Below are 19,526 nucleotides of genomic sequence, written 5' to 3'. Positions count from 1 at the left end.
GGGCAATGGATGCCCTCCCTTTTTTATCAACCATCTGAGATCTTTCCGTACGCGGAGTAACTCCGCTTCCTGGAAGTTTTCACTGCTTGTAGGAAGCACGCGTCAGCTTATTCAACTCTTGAGGGTTCGTGTTTGAACGCCCTCAAGGTTACGCCTACGACTGCACCAGAATCCGCCGGCTTGTACGCTTTTGGGCCGCTCGGTAACTTGATCCGTGTCACTGCTCATCAGTGATCGGGTTTAGCAGCGGTGGATAACCTGAGAGGTACGACGCTTCTATCAGTCAGGCTGTGCGCCTGCATTTTGATGGTAGCTGTGCGCAGGGCGCCCTTGGGCGCGCCGGCTACTTAGGTTTTCCCGGATGGCGTGGTAAGGAAGGGGCAAGACAAATCCATGTCTGCAAACATGGCGGGAGCGGCCAAGCCGGAACAGAGCTCTTCTGCATGATTGCTGTGGATCACGAAGGGCAACAAACGACCCAAAGGAGACGTTCAAACCAGAGATGACAGATCCGTCTGCGCCAGGTGATTGCTCGTGAATCTAAGCGTCAGATCGTTTTTTTGCCAGCCCGATGGCTGCAGTCATATGCGGTACAGCGTAGGCCTTGTACCAACGATTCATTCCTGCGATAGCTTTCTGAGCTGGTGCCGTGTCGGCTGCTCCGACCAATTCCGCACAAGCCTGTGCCATTGAGACAAGAATGCGGGCTGCTTCGGGAACGTAGGGAAGGTCATTTCCAGCTTCATGACGCTCACGAATGATTTGGTAGCGAATGTTCTCCGGGAGCGTCCAGGCACTGATTAAAAACTCCTGAACAGTGTAATCGACGCCTTTGATTTTCACTGTCGCGGAGCGATGTTCCTCATTGAATCCTGCCGATTCGATCTGCTCACAGCTATCGATAACAGTGTTCATCATTTCTCGAATTTGTTGCCAATCAGTTTTCATTCGAAATCCTTTTCAATCTTGTTTTTCAGCAGGATACGTTGAGTGTGTTTCTGTGGGCAGCTGATGGCTGCCAAAGGCAAAGAAAGCCCCGCTCCGTGGCGGGCTTCGTAATCGGCTTTTCCTATGGTGCGCGGCCAAAACTCTTGCGGAATTCGTCCTCCAGCTTTCGACAAATTTCTGCGATTACGCTTTTACCGACCGCCGGGCCGGAGTAGCTGTCTACTTCCTGGCGGCATAGTTCGACGGCATCTTGGGCCTGCATTCTTTCCTTGTCTTCTGGCGTGTCACTGACATAAAAGCTGAAAGCCAAGTACAAGGTGAAGGCAACAATGATTCCAACGAGAACCTTGCTGACAGGGCCCATTCTCTTTTCTGACGATAGTGGCCCCCCAGGTGGGATCCGTATTTTCTGCCTGAGGTCGGATTGACAGTACTTGCATAAAATGGCTTCAGCCATGATGACTTCCGCGCAGTAGGGGCAACTCTTTTTTTCAGCCTCCACAGATGAAACTCCTTTTTCAAAACAAGATTCTATCATTGGGCCTGAGGGACGGTGAGGGGACGTCTCTGTTTTCCACTAAAAGAGGATCTTCTGGGGGCGTAATGTCACACCAGCCGAAATCGCTCCCAGCAGGCTGGCAAAAATCCGATGCTGAATGAGTGCTTCTGGCCGATTTCTGCCCATCACGACTGACCGAAATCGACCAAAAGCGACGGTCGACGGACACAATCGGCCTGCTTTAGCAGCGCAGGTTGAATTACTTTCTAGAAAGCAGCCGCATCGTTGATAGCTGCCTCATAGGCATGCTTCTCAAATGTGAAGGGGCCGACTCCTTCAATGATTTGAGGTTCTTCATAGCCGTTCTCGTAAGCAAAGGAATCCCACGTGAAACAGTCATCGTTTTGGCGAACAGATACTGCGTAGGCGCCACACCCGATGTCACCGCACTCGGGGCAGATGTAAAGGAGTATCCGACCGCTTTCTGTTTCAGCGGGCTCGCGTAATAGCAGACGAGAATTAGATTGTTTGTTTTGCTCTTGAAAGCCCTTAACGAAACAACCCATAAAGTCGGAATGTCCACCAGCAGCCATAACGATAGCATTGAGCAACGAACGTTCGTTTATCAGAAAATCGGAGGAGCATCGTTCGGGCCACGGTGTAGCCATTTGAGGCGCTGCCCGGACGAAACAACTCTTGAAATGTGAGGGTACTGGCTTCCATACCTGCGAACCACTTTATGCACTGAATTGGCGTGGAATTACATACAACATCGTGGGTTGGTACAAGCCAAATTTCATCCGCCGACTGACCGCTTTTGGCCGATTTCTGCCTTTCACGAAGGGCTGGAACCGGCCAATTGCCGCCCTTCACGATGGGCAGCAATGGGCAAATAGAGGGCATACTCCATGGAGCATCTGTTGTCGGTTAATGAATTTCGGCAAGCTGGTACCTATTGAGATCAGGGCCCCTGCTATGCGCGGAAAGCTGAACAAGGCACTAATAACGTTGAGACCTGACTGCAACCTGACCTTTTATTAAAATGTAAAAATGGCCCTTTGAGGGTCTGTTTTATAAGTTAGCGTTCAATAGACTTACTACGTCGGCAACGTTCCGAGCAGTAGCGCACTTCCTCCCAGCAGCGAGCCCATTTCTTGCGCCATGTGAAGAGAAGGCCGCAGCACGCGCAAGTTTTGACTGGTAGCTCACTTTTTTTCACAACGTCTCACCGTTGTCTAATTTGTTGAGCAACAACTGGCCGCGCTGCCAAAGCGCCTGTTGTTTGGATTCAGGCATACGGTCGAGGTTTTTATAAATCATGCTCATGCGTTGATTGCCGCGCAGGCGGTCGCCGTGACGCATTAGGAAGTGCCAATAGAGCGCGTTGAAAGGGCAGGCATCGTCTGTGGTGCTTTCGCTCACTTTGTAGGCGCAGCCACGACAATAGTCGGACATGCGCTTAATGTATTGGCCGCTCGCGCAATAGGGTTTAGAACCTAGATAGCCGCCATCGGCGTGCATGACCATGCCCAGTGTATTGGGTAGCTCCACCCAGTCGAAGGCGTCCATGTAGATAGCCAGATACCACTCGCATATTTCACTCGGTGCGATACCGGCGAGCAGTGCGAAATTGCCGGTCACCATCAGCCGTTGGATGTGGTGAGCGTAGGCGTGCTCAAGGCTCTGGCTGATGGCTTGGCGCATGCAGTTCATCTGCGTTTCACCTGTCCAGTAGAACTCTGGAAGCGACCTCGTATTACCGAAGGCATTGCCATGGGCATAGTCAGGCATCTTCAGCCAGTAGACGCCTCGGACATACTCACGCCAGCCGATCAGTTGTCGAATAAAGCCTTCGGCGGCGTTGAGTGCAATGCTGCCGGACCAGTACGCAGACTCCACATCGCTGCAAAGCTGGCGAAGATCCAGCAAGCCAATATTGAGCGCCGCGCTTATACGGGCATGGAACAGAAAGGGTTCATCGCTAGCCATGGCGTCTTGATAGTCGCCGAAGGCCGCCAAGCCCCAGTCGAGGAAGTAATCCCATAGGGCCTGAGCTTCGGCGTGGGTTACCGGATAGTCGAACGTGTCGAGGACACCATAGTGACTGGAGAAGTTTTTTGCCACTAACGCAAGCACATCCTGGGTGATTGCATCTGGCGTAAAACGGGCTGGCGAAGGAGGCCTGACTCCCTTGGGCAATGCCTTGCGGTTTTCCGCATCAAAGTTCCAGGCGCCTCCGATCGGGCTGCCGTCACCATTGAGTAACAACCTGCTCCTGCGGCGCATCTCTCGATAAAAGAACTCCATGCGTAGCTGTTTTTTACCTTGCGCCCAGTTAGAGAAATCGGCACGTGTGCAAAGAAAGCGACTATCGGAATGCCACTGTATAGCCAAGCCACAGTCCCTGAGTGAATGCTCCAGACGCCAGTCACCGCACTCCGTCATGTGGAGTTCATCCGGCTGTAGGTGTGCCTGCCAGCGGTGCAACTCGCTCGGCACTGATCCAGTATTTTCCGGATCATCGAGCGTCACGTACTGCACCCTGATTCCCCTCTGCTGCAAAGCTTCGGCGAAGTGCCGCATAGCGCTGAAAATAAAAGTGATTTTTTGCGGATGATGGAGGACATGGCTGGCTTCTTCCATCACCTCGACCAAGAGCACCATATCGCTCTCTTTATCTAGCACCTGCAGAGAGGCGAGGTCGAAGGATAATTGGTCGCCTAAGACGAGGCATAATCGGCGAGTCCTATTCATCAAGCAGGTTCCAGTTGATGGTGAGCGTAAAGGCCCAATGACTTCGTAGATTTGATCCACAGAACGTTTTTTAAGAAGGGAGGGTACTAATTCTTGTACAAGAATAAGGAAATGTACAATTTTCTTGTGTGGTTTTGGCGGGGAAACGCCAGCAATTTTTTCTGATTGGGTGCGGATGCTGCTCGCAGAGCGACGTATCAGGATCACCGGCGCTGACAGAACAACCCAGGACGCTTACGACCTGTAATGTCCGCTTCTGGCCGATTTCTGCCTGTTGCAAGGGGCACAAAACGCCCAAAAGCTGCACTTCGAACGCCCATTAGTTGAACGGCTCGTTACTTCTCGGGTGAATAACTCTGGAGTCCACCGTCACTCATTCGCCAGTGCTCAACATTTGCGAGCTTTGCGCGCGACACATAGGATCCGCCCCTTGTGCCCACCGCGCTAACGCGTTCGCCAGGCCACCCATGGATCACCCGCACGAGCTACCGCCGTGCATTATGGACACAGATAAAGCATGACCCGAAACCTCGCATCGATTGGCCTGATGTTCGCCCTGGCCGGTTGCCAGAGCATCGACGACATGGGCAAGAGCACCGCCGACTACATCAAGGCGGCACGGCACAAGCCGACTCCGATGGAGCTCAACCTTGAAGAACGGCGCAACCGTTACGAGCCGCTTGGCACCTTCGATTACACACGGGACGACAGCCAGAGCAAGGCCTGTCGTGCAGCCATTTACAGCAGGAGTGTTGCACCCGCTAGTCTGGAGATGGTCAAGGAGGGCAGCGATGCTGGCAATGCGATGTGCCGGCATGTGCTCGGCACGTTTTACGAAAGCGGCAACGGTGTCACTCAGAACATCGGTATGGCCCGCGGTCTGTATCTCGAAGCGGCAAAGGATGACCTTTACGCCTATGTCGAACTCGGGCGCATGGCGCGCGACGGGGTGGGCGAGCCAGCTGATTCGATTAAAGCCCGTGATTACTACCGCCTGGGGGGACGAGCTGGTGCGGTGGCGCTGGGTGGGATGATGGAGCACGGGCAGGGCGGTGCGCACGATGTACCCGGGGCCTTGAAGCTTTACATTGATGCGACACAGAAGTATGGCGACCCAGCTTGGCAGGCGATGCAGCCACTGTTGGCGCGAGGGCTCGAACTCGACGCCGGGCAAGTGCAGAAATACAACCGATTGTGGACCGAACGATTGGTACGCCAGCAGCGCGACCGCTTGTTGATGTCTTCAGTGTTCCAGCATGTTAAGGCATCCGGTCAGACCTTCACGGTCACCGTGCTTTACCGGTTCACAGCTGGGCAGCCCCGTTCCAAGGCCTATCTGGTCAAGAGCTGCGGCGATCCGGTGATCGACAGTCTCGTGGTGTCGGCAGTGGACGGCCTACCCATGCAGGATCCCTACCTGGTGCCGGCGGGCGAGGATATTCCGACCATCCGGGTGCCTGTCGTATTAGTGCCAACTGCTGGTTGAAGCCTTGTGTTGCCATTGCTGACCTCATCGCTGGCAAGCCGGCTCCCGAACAGTCCACACTTCGAGAGTAGCGTGGGAGCGGACTTGCCCCGCGATAAGGACGGATCAGGCAACGACTGCACCGTTGATCACAGAAAAAAGCAGAAAAAAGGGGTTGGGTATTCATCGCCGCGTGTGATCGGCATGGGCATGAACGCGGGGTTAGTTGGGTGCAAGGTTCTGTGATCGTTGATGCCGACGGTTACCCGTTGGCCGGGCCGGCGGAGCAGGGGGGAGCAGATTTTGCTGGCGACACTTAACCTCGCTGAGGCGCGGAATAAGCGGATTAGTGCGCGTAATGATTTGCATCGGGATCGGCGGCAGGGGGTGTATAGATGCGATCAGAGAGTAAGCGGTAACCCAAACCTGTTTTTGCCTGTTGCATCGACCGGTTGAATCCACAGCCAAAAGCGGCCGCTCAGCCTTCTCATTAAAGACCGCGAATAGCGCTAACGATAAAGTTATGCGCGGCGGTTCGAATATGGACTTTAATGTCCGTGCTTACATGCAGCCACATTAGCTTCGACTCCGCACGAGGATGGATGCGCCTGACGGCGGGTTCAGGCTGCCATGCACTTGTCTAATCAAGGAAGAAACGACATTGAAAATAGCTTTCTGCGCCCTGTTGTTGAGCTGGCTGACTACCCTCGCACTCGCTGACGAGAACCCTGTCGGCTTCCAATCGTCCACACTGCCGGACTCGCAGAATGACCGCTCACTGGAGATGGTCGTCTGGTACCCCAGCGCAACGACCGCCGCCACGCAAATGATTGGCGATGATGTGGTGTTCGTCGGGGCGTCTGCCGTTCGTGACGCGCCGCCCGCTGCTGGCAAACATCCATTGTTGGTGCTCTCCCACGGGTACAGAGGTAACTGGAGCAACCAGATCTGGCTTGCCAGTGCTCTGGCTCAAAGGGGTTACATCGTCGCCGCAATCAACCACCCTGGCACCACCACTCATGACCGTAGCCCTCAAGCTGCGGCGCAGTTATGGCAGCGGCCCGTTGATGTGCGCCGAGCCATTGATAGCGTCATGGCTCAACCCGAAAAATTCGGCTTGGTCGACAATGACCGAATTGCAGTGGTAGGCCATTCACTCGGCGGCTGGACCGCCTTGGAAATCGCCGGTGCTCGCTTCGATCCAGACCGCTTCGCCCATGACTGCAAAGCCCACCCGCAGTTAGCAAGTTGCACCGTCTATGAAAAGATAAACCCTGCAAGCACCTCAGAATCAAAGGCCGCGTTGACCGCCGATTTGCGCGATAAACGCGTCACCGCCGTGGTTACATTGGACTTGGGCCTTTCACGGGGCATGACCGATGAAAGCTTGGCCGCGCTGCCGATACCAGCGCTGGTGATCGCCGCCGGCGTACCGTCGCGCGAACTCCCTGCTGAGTTGGAGTCCGCCAACCTGGCCAAACGTTTGCCTCCGGCATCAAGCCGTTACGTCGAAATCAGCGACGCAAGCCACTTCAGCTTCTTGTCGGTGTGCAAACCTGGCGCGGAAGCAATGCTCGAAGAAGACGTGCCAGGCGATGGCATTATTTGCCGGGATGGCGACGGTGCTCGCTCGCGTGGGGTGATTCAACAGCAGGTTGCATCGCTGATAGCAGAGTTTCTTCAGTCGTCTATCTACAAAGAAGGTCGTTTGTAGAATCGTGGTGGGAGAAGTGCGGTAGCTCAGCAAAAAAAACGGCGGAGCAGTTTCAGCGCCTGCGCAAACTGTCAGAACGGTTGGCCAGGGGGGAGCGCTCTGGGTTGGAAGCGGCTGGTTTCGAATAGCTGCTTTCGGCCAGAAGCAGACCTTCACTTTTTACCCTGGTACGAGAATGCGACCGCTGACCCAATTGTTTTTCCTTTACGCCCCGCGTTACCCTCGCCACAAATCGAACACTGTAAACAAATGGACTTGCCATCGTGGTGCATTCCCGTCGGCCAACTAAAATGGGACCCAAGGTCCAGGCCGCCTGTGAGTTCGCCCGCCATACTGGCAAGGTCGCGGTGATAGGTTCACTCTCGGACATCGAAGCGATCGTACAGGGCAAGGCCGGCACCCATATCAGTACAGCGACGCCTGGTATTAGCTGGCGATAGAAAGAAACTCTGTGGGCCGGCGTGAGGTCTGTCCTGATTCAATGCCCTTTTGAAGGAGAGACAACAATGGCTACGTTCAAGCCCGGTCACATGCACTTCGAGCGCCACGCGCTGAACAAGGATGATGTCAGTTACAACGTGTGCATCGACTATGAAGTCAGCCAGGATCCCAAGGAAGGTAAAGGCATGCTGTTTACGATGCACGGCAGCATTCAGGGCAAGGAGCTAAAAGAAACATTCTTCCTGCCAAAGGATCAGGCTTACAACTTCGCCAGCAACGTCACGAAAATCGCGGAGAAGTACGGCATCCCTAAGGCGCTGAGTAGCATCGGTTCGATGCACGAGGACTACGATGCGATGTTCGAAGACGTGCGGGTGCAGCTGGATATGAAGTCTGGGGACACGGTCAAACCAGAGCATCTGGAATAAGCCACCCTGAACAAGCAGGTCATCGATGTATCAGAACTTAGCCCTGCTTGCCGCCTTCCTCCTTACCTACAGCATATTTGCGGGACGTTTCGAGTCACGCCTGCTCAATGGTCCGCTTATGTTCATGCTTGCTGGTCTGGCGGGTTTGAGAGGTTGAGTGCGTTTGCCAGGCTCAACTGCGCTATGAAGTAACCGGGACAATCATGAAGCAATTCATTGAAGGTGAGGCTCGAACTCAAGTCACCTTGCTGCCAGAGTGTTTAAGGAAGGATCTCGGCCTGTCGGGGTGACATCCTAGAGGAGCACTTGATGTATTCAAGCATCTTTTTCGCATGGGGGCTGGCGGCCGTTACCGTGGTCTTGCATGCAGTCGGTTTGGCCTTGATGCTCAGGTTTCTGGACTACAGGGGAAATGTTCTGATGACGCATGTAGGGGCCATTAGCACGCGGTTGGTGTGGGTTGCCTGCTATATGATTCTGCTGCATTTGTTGGCGATCTCGATCTGGGGGGCATTCTATGTGTGGCAGGGGTGTCTGCCCGATCTCGAAACGGCGTTTTACTTCTCTGGAGTGACCTATGCGACGATTGGTTACGGTGACGTGGTGCTGGCGAAACCCTGGCGTCAGTTCGGGTTGATGGAGGGCTTGACCGGCATCCTCATGTGCGGCTTATCCACGGGTGTCTTCTTCGCTGTGGTCAACCATATTTATCAGTTTTTCCACTCGAATAACGACGACCACAAGTCCTAGAGCGTCTGCCCTAGGCTCGTTTCTAACGGGAAATGCGCGTCCCACACAAGAGCTACTGCGCGGCGTTCACCTGGGTTGGGTTCTGTGATAGATAGCGCTCGATCGCTGTTTGGGCATTGAACAGCATACGTTCGCTCCCAAGCTTCTCGTCGAACCCGGCACGTCGCACCATCTCAAGTACGCCGGGATTCAACCCCGCCAACCAAAGACTGGTGCCTAGCTCGGCCAAGCTTTTCTCACCCTCTATGAGCGCCTGCAGTGCCGAGTATTCGATGTCGGACACCGCACTCATGTCCCAGACAACCACACGCGGCTGATACTGTCTCTCCAGCGCGATGATCTGTTCCTTCACATAGTCAGCGTTGAGAAAAAACAGGCGTCCCTCCGGTCGCACAATCATCAATCCCTCAAAAGTCTCGTCATTTGGGTGTTCCTCTGACAAGGGGCGGAGCACGTCGGTGCCACGCTTGCGACCAAGGACGTACACGTGCGGACGGGCAGTCTGGTAGGCCAGACTGAGCAACGATACGACGATCGCCACAGTGATCCCCTGAAGCGTGCCAAACAAAAGGACACCCACCATGGCTACGAGCGCCCAGTGGAACTCCATTGGACGCACCTTCCGAATAGCCAGGAACTCTCGCGGCTGAATCAGCCCGACCGAGTAGTAGATGACGATCGCGGCCAGCGTGGCGTGAGGTAGAAACCCGAGTAGTCCGGAGAGCAGCAACATAGTGGCAAAAGCCGCGCCAGCAGTGACGATCGAGACCACCTGAGACTGCCCTCCGGTGGCGCGTACAACGGCCGTCTGTGAGGTGCCGCCACCGGCCGGCATCGCGCCGAGCAGAGCACCCCCGAGGTTACCGAGACCGGTGGCGATCAACTCGCGGTTCGCATCGATGGGGGGATCGCCGGGCCGGACAAAAGCGCGCCCCGCCGCAATCGTTTCGGTAAAACTCATCAGCGCGATCCCGAGCGCACCCGGTACCATCTGCTCGATCAGCGCGAGATCAGGCAACGTAAATGATGGTAACCCTTGTGGAATCACGCCGACCGTCGAAGCTCCCAGAGCCTGCAAGCCGAAGTACCATGAGGCGGCGATGCTCCCCCCGACCACAATCAATGGCGCCGGCGAATGTGCCCACAGGCGCTCCATCGCGATGAGCATCAGGAACGCCGCCGCCGCTACCGCGAGCGTGATCAGGGAACTCTCCGGCACGTGATGCACTATGTTGAGGAAGTCGACAAAAAAACTTTGTTTTGCGATGTGGATGCCGAGGAGTTTTGGCACCTGGTCCAGCACGATGACAAACCCGACCCCCGCTTTGAAGCCGCTCAACACCGGGGAGGAAATGAAGTTCGCAAGAAATCCCAGGCGTATTATTCGCGCCAGGAGCAGCATCGCGCCAACCAACACGGTTAGCGTTGCACTTGCCGTGATCAGCTTCCCTGGGTCGCCGTCCGGTACGGCCAAGCCGATCTGCGCACCGGCCAGGATCGCCAGCGTAGCAGTGGAGCTGACACTGAGTACGCGCGACGTTCCAAGGAGTGCGTAGATCAGCATCGGGACGAAGGCCGTATACAGACCGACGGCAACAGGCAAACCCGCGACAGTCGCGTAGGCCATTGCCTTGGGCAGTACGACCGCGGCAGCCGTGAGCCCCGATACTATGTCGAGGCGAAGTGGAGCGGTGTCGGAGTGCGCTGCCTTCGAAGTCTTCAGATGCGGTTCCACACTGCTTCTCTCGGTTGGTTCATCTACAGGAAATACCGAATGACTTCCTTTCACTTTCCTTCCTTTTTTCCTCATCGTAAAGCCAACCAGATTAACAAGGCCGCCGTCATGATCTGCATCAACGGCTGCTAGGCGCGTGCCGCCGGCAATATTGCAGCTATAGAAGGCCTTCGCCCCTGGTTCAAAGTGGGTCATGACGCACCTCCAGCAGCAAAGCCGAAGGCAGATTCGGCAAGCAGGATTTCATTTATCTTATTGCGTCGGACGAGTAGGGCTTTGGACGGTCAGGTACCAAAAACATTACCCCTTACCGGAATAACTTTTCCGCCAGGGCTGGGACCATCAGGACGCAATCAGGAGCAAGACTGAGACAAATGAGTGACGCGGCAGAGGTAGATCTATTGTCAGGAGCGGGGGAAGCCATTCTGACCACCGATTGCATCGGATTGAACAGAACGCTTTGTGACCATGATCGGCAGAGAACCGCCAGAAGCAGCCACTCAACGCGACTCGATAATTCCCTCCTGACCGTGCATCATCATGCTCGCCACGATCCTATCGTGGCATCGAAGTCATAAGTGTAGAACCTGCCGCAGCAACAATAAGCCTCGTGAAATGGAAGTCATCTCATGTTCGAACGTAACAAACTGGTTCCGGAGTTAATGGTAACCAACCTAAATAGCATCTTAGCTTTTTGGGTTTCTTGCCTAGGGTTCAAAGTAGCTTATCAACGTCCGGAAGATGGATTTGCGTACCTTGATTTAAATGGTGCACAAGTAATGCTTGAGCAGGTTGATTCGGCTGCGTGTCAATGGCTGACTGCGCCGCTGAATAAGCCGTTTGGAAGAGGCATAAACCTACAGATTGATGTTGAGGCTGGCGCACCCATCATCCAAAAACTTGATAGGTTGGATTTCCCCTCTATCAAGAATGCAAAGACACTTGGTATCGGGCCGAAGACGTAGAAGTTGGCCAGCGCGAATTCATCGTCCAGGATGACGACGGTTACCTTGTAAGGTTGGTAGAACGGCTGGGCGAACGATCGACTTGCTCAATCTAAATCTGAGCCAATCCGACCGTCAGCGTCGGGTCGTAAACAGCTGTGAGCCAGATCTCCATTTCAAAGTATGCGTCCGGCCAAGTCATCTACCCAACCGCGCAAAGCCAGGACATGGTGTGCACTTAAATTTAAGTGGGCACCAGTTCTAGCCTTTTAAGCGGGTATGCCATGCAGCCAACACGTCGTTCCTATTCCAAATCCTTCAAGGCTCAGGTCATTCAAGAGTGTGCCCAGCCTGGCGCTTCGATTGCCGGCGTCGCCCTCAGCCATAGCCTCAACGCAAACCTCGTCCACAAATGGATTCGAGTGCACGCGCACAAAAGCTCAGCGCTCCAACCAGCATTCATTCCATTGCCCATGCAGATAACGGCACACCCACCTTCATCGAATATCAGCGTTGAGATCCTGCACCCACGCGGCACCGTCAAAGTGAACTGGCCGACCGATAATGCTGCTGCCTGCGCCGCTTTCCTTCGAGACTTGTTGCGATGATCCGTATCGACGCCATTTGGCTCGCCACCGAGCCCATGGACATGCGCGCCGGTACCGAGACTGCGCTGGCCAGGGTGATCGAGGTCTTCGGTGCGGCGAAGCCGCACTGTGCTTATCTTTTTGCCAATCGCCGCGCGACTCGGATGAAAGCGCTGGTACACGATGGGATCGGCGTTTGGTTGGCTGCACGTCGCTTGAACCAGGGTAAGTTTCACTGGCCAGGCCTTCGACAAGGCAGCGAAATGCAGTTGGATACCGAGCAACTTCAGGCCTTGGTGCTCGGCCTACCTTGGCAACGTGTTGGCGCTGGCGGTGTAATCACGCTGCTTTAAAAAACTTTAATTCGCGTCTTGGTTTGCTGTTGCAAGCGGTCTGCTTTGGTAAAATCCGAGGCATGACTTCCTCGCCCAATTTCGATCAAATGACTCCCAACCAACTGCGTGCATTCGCTGCGCAGTTGCTGTCGCAAGTGGAGACCATGGGCAAGACGGTAGAGACCATGGGCAAGAAGATCAACCGCGATCAAACGGTGATCGAAAAGCTGACCCACGAGATCGCACAGCTCAAGCGTTTGAAGTTTGCCAAGCGTAGCGAGCAGATGAATCCTCAGCAGGCCAGCCTGCTGGATGACCTGATCGATACCGATATCGCGGCGATTGAGGCCGAGCTTCATGCCTTGCAAATTGCGCCAGCGACAACTGAGAAAAAGCAAAAGCCCAAGCGCACTGCATTGCCGGCAGAGTTCCCACGCACCTTGATCCATCACGAACCGGACAACACTCACTGCCCATGCGGCTGTGCGCTTAAACGCATCGGTGAAGATGTCAGCGAAAAGCTGGACTACACGCCGGGCGTGTTCACCGTTGAGCGCCATGTTCGTGGCAAGTGGGTTTGTGATGACTGCGGAACACTGATCCAGGCGCCGGTGCCAGCGCAAGTTATCGACAAGGGCATCCCGACTGCCGGATTACTTGCCCACGTCATGATCGCGAAGTTCGCTGATCATCTTCCGCTTTACCGTCAGGAATCGATTTTTGGTCGAGCTGGCTTGGCGATTTCGCGTTCAACTTTGGCTCAATGGGTCGGCGTTACGGGCGTGCAGTTGCAGCCACTGGTCGATACCCTGCGTGACGTAGTTATCGGGCAGCAGGTCGTGCACGCGGATGAAACACCCGTACAGATGCTCGCTCCGGGCACGAAGAAAACCCACCGTTCTTATGTCTGGGCTTACGCCACCAGCCAGTTCTGCGAAACAGCCGCTGTCGTCTACGACTTCAGCCCCAGCCGCGCCGGTGAGCATGCTCGCAACTTCCTGCAAGGCTGGAAAGGCAAGTTAGTCTGCGACGATTTTGGCGGTTACAAGGCCAGCTTCGAACTCGGTGTGACCGAGATCGGCTGCATGGCCCATGCGCGGCGCAAGTTCTTCGAACTGCATGCCACCAACAAGAGCATGCTCGCCGAGCAGGCCCTGCGCTACATCCAGTTGCTTTACGAAATCGAAAGTGACGTCCGCGACCTGGAACCGGATTTACGCCGTCGAATACGGCAAGAAAAGGCTGTGCCTGTGATGGATGCGCTGCATGCCTGGATGAGCTTGATCCAGTCTGCGCGGCTGAATGGCCATGATCCGTATGCCTATCTGAAAGACGTTCTCACGCGCCTGCCGACACATCGGGCTAGTGAAATCGATCAATTGCTGCCACACAACTGGCAACCGGTTTGGTTGCGCGGGGCGTGATCCCGGAGGCATGCGTTCCGCGTAGGATTCTAGTCACAGCTTGTTGGTTCGATTTACGATGGTGACCATAATTTTCGCACTGTGTCGAAATCGAAGGATGAAAATGAAAGGAAGCTGCGCATGTGGGGCTGTAGGTTATGAGATCGATAGCATTGATACGCCAATTAGCCATTGTCATTGTAGTACCTGCCGGAAGACCCATGCTGCTGCTTATGTCTCCACAGCTGGGGTGCTGAGAGGGCATTTTAAATGGACTCAAGGCTTGGACGCATTGAGGGCTTTCGAGTCATCTCCTGGCAAGATTCGGCACTTCTGCTCCCACTGCGGATCGCACCTTGCAGCTGAGCGTAAGGGCTCAGTTGCAATGATCGTGCGCGTTGCGACGTTAGACGAGGAGCCTGGCTCTAGGCCCAAGTATCACATCTGGACGGAGCAGGACGTAGCGTGGCTGGATGGGGAAGATCTCCCAAGGTACTCACAATGGCAGCCTGATCGATAACAGAAATGTTGCTTGGTCATATCGCCCGTTAGGTGCCTATGCGGACGCCGTCGGTCTCGAATGTGCGAGTTCGGAATGCGTGTTGGCTGGACGCTTACATTTCAAACAAAAGGACCTCCATGCACATTCGCGGGCTGAAAGCTCTATTACCGTTATCACTGCTCTTCATGATGTTTAGCGCTGAGGCTGCCACAGTGGCAGCGAGCGACAAAGTGGTAAGCCTTTTCGAGACGGAACAATACCAGGCGACCATTGAGGAAGCGGACCGCGTGCTTGAAACCGACCCCGCCAACACCGAGGTATTGAATATCAAGGCGCTGGCAGTGTCCGTGCTGGGCGATGAACGCACCGCGATCCATCTGGTCACCCAGGCACTAAAGGCGGCTAAACAGAACGGACAGGCATCCATCGTGCAACAGGCGACCTACTGGAACAACCTCGGCTATTTTCACGAACGACAACGCAATCTCGAAACTGCTCTTGGCTACTATGAAAAAGCCTTGAAAATGCGCCTCGCGGTACTTGGCGCAGATGACCTGCTGATTGCCGACAGCTACAACAACATCGGTACCGCGCAGAGCAAACTGGGTCGGTATGAAGAAGGTTTCGAAAACCTGCGCAAAAATATCGCGTTGAGGAAGCGACTGCTGGGAGAACACGACGCTTCGGTAGCCGTCTCACTAAACAACCTGGGCAATGCCTATAACGCCCAGGGCAACCACCAGGCCGCGTTGCCGCTTTTTCAACAAGCACTGGATATCGACATGGCCCTGCATGGTCCCCACCATCCGACGGTCGCCATCCGCTGGAACAACCTCGGCGACGCCTATCGCGGCCTGGGCCAGTACGACAAAGCTGAAGCCTTCCTGACTAAGGCGCTGAACAGTGACCGCGCAACTTTCGGAGAGAACCACCCCAAAGTGATTTTGCGCTACTTCAACCTTGCAAGGGTCTACGAGGCTCACGGCGACACTGCCAAGGCGCGCGACGGCTATACAAAAGCTCTTCAGATACTCAGGCAGTTCGACCCCGATGACGTTGCGCAAATCCGCTACTTCGAGGAAAAACTGCGAACACTGGAAGGCTAGCGCATAAGCATCTGCGGGACGTCTTTTTAATGCGTCCCCACCTCATGCAAGGAAATTCGCGACGTCTCCGGCAACGCCAATTCACTCGCCAGCGCCAGCAGCCCCCCCGACAATCGATGCTTACGCAGCCTCGGTCGGTTATGGCCCATCGTGACGGGCAGCAATCGGCCAGAAGCTGCCGGTCAACGTTGTGTTCAAACGATCGTGATTTTGCGCAAGATCATGCCGGCCAAAATAACCCCTAGAAGTGCTCTAAGGCTGTGGCCGGGCGGCTATAACTGCCATTGGATGGCATTTGAGTCCGAAGCGGCGCAAGCGTCCAGACCGAGCGGCAAGTAATCCGGGTTTCGTCTAGAGTTTTCACACTGCGTACTCTTAAGTTTTCCGATAACTGAGGAAGGAAGGGATGAAGATAATTTTTGCTGCTGCGGCATTCGCGATTTTGACTGGTTGTGCGTCTGGCACGATTAATACACTGAGCGAAAGTCGTTACGGATGTAGTGCCACCGGGAGTTTTTTTGACTTTTCAGCAGACAATGCAGTCGAGACATGCCGCAAAAAAATCGAGCAGTTCTGTCAACACAATGGCGCTCCACCCGTCATAGGGAAGATAACGTCAGAGCCATCTGGCCCCGCTCGCTATGCAACAGCCGATCTGAATTTTCAGTGCATAAGCGCGAAGGATGCGGAATTAAAACAAAAACAGATGGACGACATCAAAAACCACCAGATGAAGGCAAATATTCAAAACGCCAAAGCAACATGTCAGCAGGACTTTGGGTTCACGCCCAACACGCCTGAGTTTGGTAATTGTTTACTTCAGCTACAACAGCAGAGTGCTGAAGATGAACGAGCGAAGGCGTCCAGAGTCGCAAGTGACGAGCGTGCGGAGGCCGCATTGGCCCAGCAGCGGCAAGAGGCTTCAGATAAAAATTTGATGGGAGCCATGCAAATGATCAATGATAACAATAACAAAAATCTTGATCGATTGAATAATGGCGCCCGCACCAACATAACCCACCAGAATATAAGCTGTACAAGCTCTTCTTTAGGATCGACTGTCCAAACAGATTGCTATTAAGGTTGTGGATCGCGGCAGATGCTATGGGAGCGCCAGGGATTTTTTTGGCATAAGCAAATTCCGGAACGCCAAAACTTTCTATGGCAGGCCAAGCCATTGCAATCAATATTAAGTCGTAGGCGGCCTTCGGATCGCCTGCGGTAACGGATGTGTTGATGTGCCATTTCTGACCCCAATCATTTATTGCACGGGCGCCAGTGATTGCCGTGTACGCTTCTATCTACCTCCCCCTTGTTCCCACCGGCTGCTTTGGGTCGTTTTTAGCCGGTCGCGACAGGCAGAAAAACGGCCAAAAACCGGTCATTCTCAGAAGTCGAAAGTCATTGGAGGGCCGACCATCATCTTGTTCTTGCCAATAGTATTTGACGCCTCAATGTGCCGGTTCAGTAGGTCGTCGACAGACTAAAGCAGGCCTGAATCTCCAGAAAATCGTCTTCGGGGATTGGCTTGAATAGGGCTGACATGTGCGCATCCAGGGTGATGGGGTGGATAGGTGAGCAGGTCGACTCGCTACGCGCGCGTTTACCGAATGCAGGCGTATATTGGTATTGTCGATCAGGGAAATCGAGGCGGTAGAAAGTCGCCAGTAGTGTGGCGTAAGAGAGTGCCGGCGCAAACTAACGGATAACCCAGAATGCTGGAGGTGCGACATGAGCCAATATGAACGCCTATTTCTGATTGTCGGTCCAGCCATGCGTCACACGCCAGCGTTAGAGCGGGCAGTCGCACTTGCCAAAGCCACTGGTGCAGTGCTGCATATCGCGGTGTTTATCGAAGATGTCGGCATCTTGGGGTTGATGAGCGGGAATAAGCAATTTCGCGAGATCTGTCAGCAAGAGAACCAGAAATGGCTGCAAGATGAAGCCCAACTGATACGCGGCAATGGCATTACGGTGACCACCGAGGTTGCATTGGCTCGGAACGTACTGCAAGAAATCCTTCAGCATGTGACAAACTTGCAACCGGACCTGGTTATCAAAGACGTACACCACGAGTCAGCGCTCAAACGCGTATTCGTCACGCCTCTGGATTGGCACCTGATACGCGATTGTCCGGTTGCTGTTCATTTGGTCAGCGAAGTCAGGTGTCCACTTCCACGGGTGGTGGTGGCAGCAGTGGATTTGTCGCATCCAGAGCACCAGATCACTGATATCAACGATCACATCATCCTGGCTGCGCAACGGATGGCAATCCAGTGCAATGCCGAGCTGCACCTACTGCACGCCTTCGATCCATCGCAAACACACATCTCTGACGCCGGCGCCGGTGCGGTGACGATGCCAGGCTTCAGCAACGAAGTACGTCGGTCACTGCATAAGTCCTTCATTACGTTAGCTGACAGCTACCACGTACCCTCTGAGCGACAGCACTTCATTGAAGGGTCGCCAACCAAGGTGATGTCCGACTTCGCAGCTCATAGCCGAGCCGATGTGCTCATAATGGGAGATATGCATCGAAAAGGGCTGCACAAGCTAATTGGCAGTACTACAGAGCACGTGCTGTATAAGGTGCCCTGCAATGTTTTGGTTATAAAGGGGCAAGTAGATCAGTAGGAACAGTCTTCAGGTTCGCACTTTGATGCGGGCAGCAACTGACTATCACGGCCTTGTTTTACGGAGAATGTTGACGAGGTGAACACGTCTGGCCGTCTGCTTTTGGCCGATAGCCGACTGATTCAAGACGCCATGTTGCTGCCACATTTGTGACAGTCAGCCTTACAAATACGGCAGTGGCTTCTTGGATATTTTCGAAGTTTTCGCCGTTTGTAGGAAGTGCGTGCCGCTTATTCAACAACTCTTGAGGGTGCGTGTTTAAACGCCCTCAAGGTTACGTCCTGAAAGCTACAAAACCTTGCGCCGTTGCCTACGACTGCACCAGAATCCGCCGGCTTGTGCGCTTTTGGGTCGCTCGGTAACTTGATTCGTGTCACTGCCCATCAGTGATCGGGTTTAGCAGCCCGTCGTGACGAAGCGTATCTGCATCCAGACAGTCAGGTCATTTCATGCCTGCACTTATGGTAGCTGTGCGCAGGGCGCCCTCGGGCGCGCCGGATTCGTCTCTGCCGGTCTGCTAACCTGCACACAGCTGCCACCTCACGTTTAGCAGCGTTCGGTGACGGCTCCATATGTTGGAGACAGAAATATGTTTAAGGCCACACCGAATCCACCAGACACCGATCCAGTTTCCCCATACGAACCCGATTCAAAAAAACTCCACGAAGCCGCCGAACGCGCTCTCGACTTCCACTTCCCATCAAACGCCGATATCAAAGCCACCCCGCGTACATCCAGTAAGCTGTTTTCCGTGGACCCAGAAGCCTCTGCCGAAACCCTGGCGGTTTTTTTGGTCGAGACGCTGGCGTCGGTCGATGTGATGGTTCATCAGTTGGTGGATCATTTGGAGGGGGAGTCGCGTTATGCCTTGCTGGGCATTTCGAACAGCATCATGGTGGCGGAGATTACGGCGAATCGGGTGTTGGATAAGGTTGAGCCGCCTAAGTAGTTGCTGTTATGTGGAGAGGGGGTTTGCTTTCACTTAGCTGCGATGTGGCCCTGACAGATGGGCCTGCTGCGCAGGCCAGCGGGAGCAAGCTCCCTCGCCACAGGTTGTTCATCGTTCTGTCTATCTGTTTTCATAAAAGCGGGGCGCTTAGCGTTAAGGTCGCTCGGTTAATGTTGAACGCGATCTGTAGCAGCTGGCGAAGCCTGCGTTCGGCTGCGCAGCAGTCGTGAAATCAGGCGATGCGGTGTTTCAGGAAGACCGCATGCTCAGGTTTTACCACTGCTTCGTCCGAACGCGGCCCGAACCGAATGCAGGCTTCGCCAGCTGCTACA

At 54.5% G+C, this 19,526-nt stretch carries 18 protein-coding genes and 3 pseudogenes; 15 read left to right on the top strand and 6 right to left on the bottom strand.

Annotated features, from left to right (window positions below):
* Positions 1–540 precede the first annotated feature (540 nt).
* The 5 genes from ACYZT8_RS18270 to ACYZT8_RS18250 all read right to left on the bottom strand — a co-directional run bounded on the left by ACYZT8_RS18270 (position 541) and on the right by ACYZT8_RS18250 (position 4,201).
* Complete coding sequence (locus tag ACYZT8_RS18270) at positions 541–948, bottom strand: hypothetical protein (RefSeq protein ID WP_461974809.1); 408 nt, start codon at positions 946–948, stop codon at positions 541–543.
* A gap of 121 nt (positions 949–1,069) precedes the next feature.
* Entirely contained in the window at positions 1,070–1,405 is a 336-nt protein-coding gene (locus ACYZT8_RS18265) for a hypothetical protein (RefSeq protein ID WP_461974808.1), read from the bottom strand.
* A gap of 308 nt (positions 1,406–1,713) precedes the next feature.
* Positions 1,714–2,058: a hypothetical protein gene (locus ACYZT8_RS18260; protein WP_461974806.1), complete on the bottom strand. Its 345-nt coding sequence runs from the start codon at positions 2,056–2,058 to the stop codon at positions 1,714–1,716.
* A gap of 467 nt (positions 2,059–2,525) precedes the next feature.
* On the bottom strand, positions 2,526–2,666 hold the full coding sequence (locus ACYZT8_RS18255; protein WP_461974804.1) for a DUF2256 domain-containing protein: 141 nt from the start codon (positions 2,664–2,666) through the stop codon (positions 2,526–2,528).
* Positions 2,663–4,201 carry a cryptochrome/photolyase family protein gene (locus ACYZT8_RS18250; RefSeq protein WP_461974803.1) on the bottom strand — a complete coding sequence of 513 codons (1,539 nt, stop codon included), beginning with the start codon at positions 4,199–4,201 and terminating at the stop codon, positions 2,663–2,665. Before ACYZT8_RS18250 ends, ACYZT8_RS18255 begins: the two co-directional genes overlap by 4 nt.
* A gap of 517 nt (positions 4,202–4,718) precedes the next feature.
* Here ACYZT8_RS18250 and ACYZT8_RS18245 point away from each other — a divergent pair.
* From ACYZT8_RS18245 to ACYZT8_RS18220, 6 genes and pseudogenes are all read left to right on the top strand, one after another.
* On the top strand, positions 4,719–5,687 hold the full coding sequence (locus ACYZT8_RS18245; RefSeq protein ID WP_461974801.1) for a tetratricopeptide repeat protein: 969 nt from the start codon (positions 4,719–4,721) through the stop codon (positions 5,685–5,687).
* Positions 5,688–5,845: 158 nt separating this feature from the next.
* Positions 5,846–6,122, top strand: a pseudogene (locus tag ACYZT8_RS18240) (hypothetical protein); the annotation flags it as partial.
* 205 nt (positions 6,123–6,327) lie between these two features.
* Positions 6,328–7,380, top strand: a complete 1,053-nt coding sequence (locus ACYZT8_RS18235) for an alpha/beta hydrolase family protein (RefSeq protein ID WP_461982536.1) — start codon at positions 6,328–6,330, stop codon at positions 7,378–7,380.
* A gap of 290 nt (positions 7,381–7,670) precedes the next feature.
* A pseudogene (locus ACYZT8_RS18230) lies at positions 7,671–7,820 on the top strand (carbamate kinase); the annotation flags it as partial.
* A gap of 66 nt (positions 7,821–7,886) precedes the next feature.
* A complete protein-coding gene (locus tag ACYZT8_RS18225) occupies positions 7,887–8,249 on the top strand; it encodes a DUF5064 family protein (RefSeq protein WP_102615852.1) in 363 nt (120 codons plus the stop codon).
* 309 nt (positions 8,250–8,558) lie between these two features.
* On the top strand, positions 8,559–8,999 hold the full coding sequence (locus tag ACYZT8_RS18220; RefSeq protein ID WP_461974799.1) for a potassium channel family protein: 441 nt from the start codon (positions 8,559–8,561) through the stop codon (positions 8,997–8,999).
* Between the two features lie 52 nt (positions 9,000–9,051).
* Here the strand turns inward: ACYZT8_RS18220 and ACYZT8_RS18215 are convergent, their stop codons facing one another.
* Positions 9,052–10,734: a SulP family inorganic anion transporter gene (locus ACYZT8_RS18215; RefSeq protein WP_461982534.1), complete on the bottom strand. Its 1,683-nt coding sequence runs from the start codon at positions 10,732–10,734 to the stop codon at positions 9,052–9,054.
* A gap of 629 nt (positions 10,735–11,363) precedes the next feature.
* On the opposite strand from ACYZT8_RS18215, the pseudogene ACYZT8_RS18210 reads away from it, so the two are divergent.
* The 9 genes and pseudogenes from ACYZT8_RS18210 (at position 11,364) to ACYZT8_RS18170 (ending at position 19,194) form a co-directional block, all read left to right on the top strand.
* Positions 11,364–11,794: pseudogene (locus tag ACYZT8_RS18210) on the top strand (bleomycin resistance protein).
* Between the two features lie 168 nt (positions 11,795–11,962).
* Complete coding sequence (gene tnpA, locus ACYZT8_RS18205) at positions 11,963–12,286, top strand: IS66-like element accessory protein TnpA (RefSeq protein ID WP_461974797.1); 324 nt, start codon at positions 11,963–11,965, stop codon at positions 12,284–12,286.
* The gene (gene tnpB / locus ACYZT8_RS18200; RefSeq protein WP_461974795.1) at positions 12,283–12,618 is read left to right on the top strand and encodes an IS66 family insertion sequence element accessory protein TnpB; all 336 of its coding nucleotides are present in this window, start codon (positions 12,283–12,285) and stop codon (positions 12,616–12,618) included. Before tnpA ends, tnpB begins: the two co-directional genes overlap by 4 nt.
* Before the next feature lie 62 nt (positions 12,619–12,680).
* Positions 12,681–14,024 carry an IS66 family transposase gene (tnpC, locus tag ACYZT8_RS18195; RefSeq protein ID WP_461974793.1) on the top strand — a complete coding sequence of 448 codons (1,344 nt, stop codon included), beginning with the start codon at positions 12,681–12,683 and terminating at the stop codon, positions 14,022–14,024.
* Between the two features lie 58 nt (positions 14,025–14,082).
* On the top strand, positions 14,083–14,523 hold the full coding sequence (locus ACYZT8_RS18190; RefSeq protein WP_461974791.1) for a GFA family protein: 441 nt from the start codon (positions 14,083–14,085) through the stop codon (positions 14,521–14,523).
* A 119-nt stretch (positions 14,524–14,642) separates the two neighbouring features.
* The gene (locus ACYZT8_RS18185; RefSeq protein WP_461974789.1) at positions 14,643–15,611 is read left to right on the top strand and encodes a tetratricopeptide repeat protein; all 969 of its coding nucleotides are present in this window, start codon (positions 14,643–14,645) and stop codon (positions 15,609–15,611) included.
* A 406-nt stretch (positions 15,612–16,017) separates the two neighbouring features.
* A complete protein-coding gene (locus tag ACYZT8_RS18180; protein ID WP_461974787.1) occupies positions 16,018–16,692 on the top strand; it encodes a hypothetical protein in 675 nt (224 codons plus the stop codon).
* 650 nt (positions 16,693–17,342) lie between these two features.
* Positions 17,343–18,245, top strand: coding sequence for a universal stress protein (locus tag ACYZT8_RS18175; RefSeq protein WP_461954735.1), 903 nt, complete (start codon positions 17,343–17,345; stop codon positions 18,243–18,245).
* Positions 18,246–18,834: 589 nt separating this feature from the next.
* On the top strand, positions 18,835–19,194 hold the full coding sequence (locus ACYZT8_RS18170) for a DUF6124 family protein (RefSeq protein WP_461974785.1): 360 nt from the start codon (positions 18,835–18,837) through the stop codon (positions 19,192–19,194).
* Positions 19,195–19,526: the final 332 nt, after the last annotated feature.

The organism is Pseudomonas sp. LB3P93 (assembly GCF_054898025.1).
This window is presented reverse-complemented; position numbering and strand designations above follow the sequence as displayed.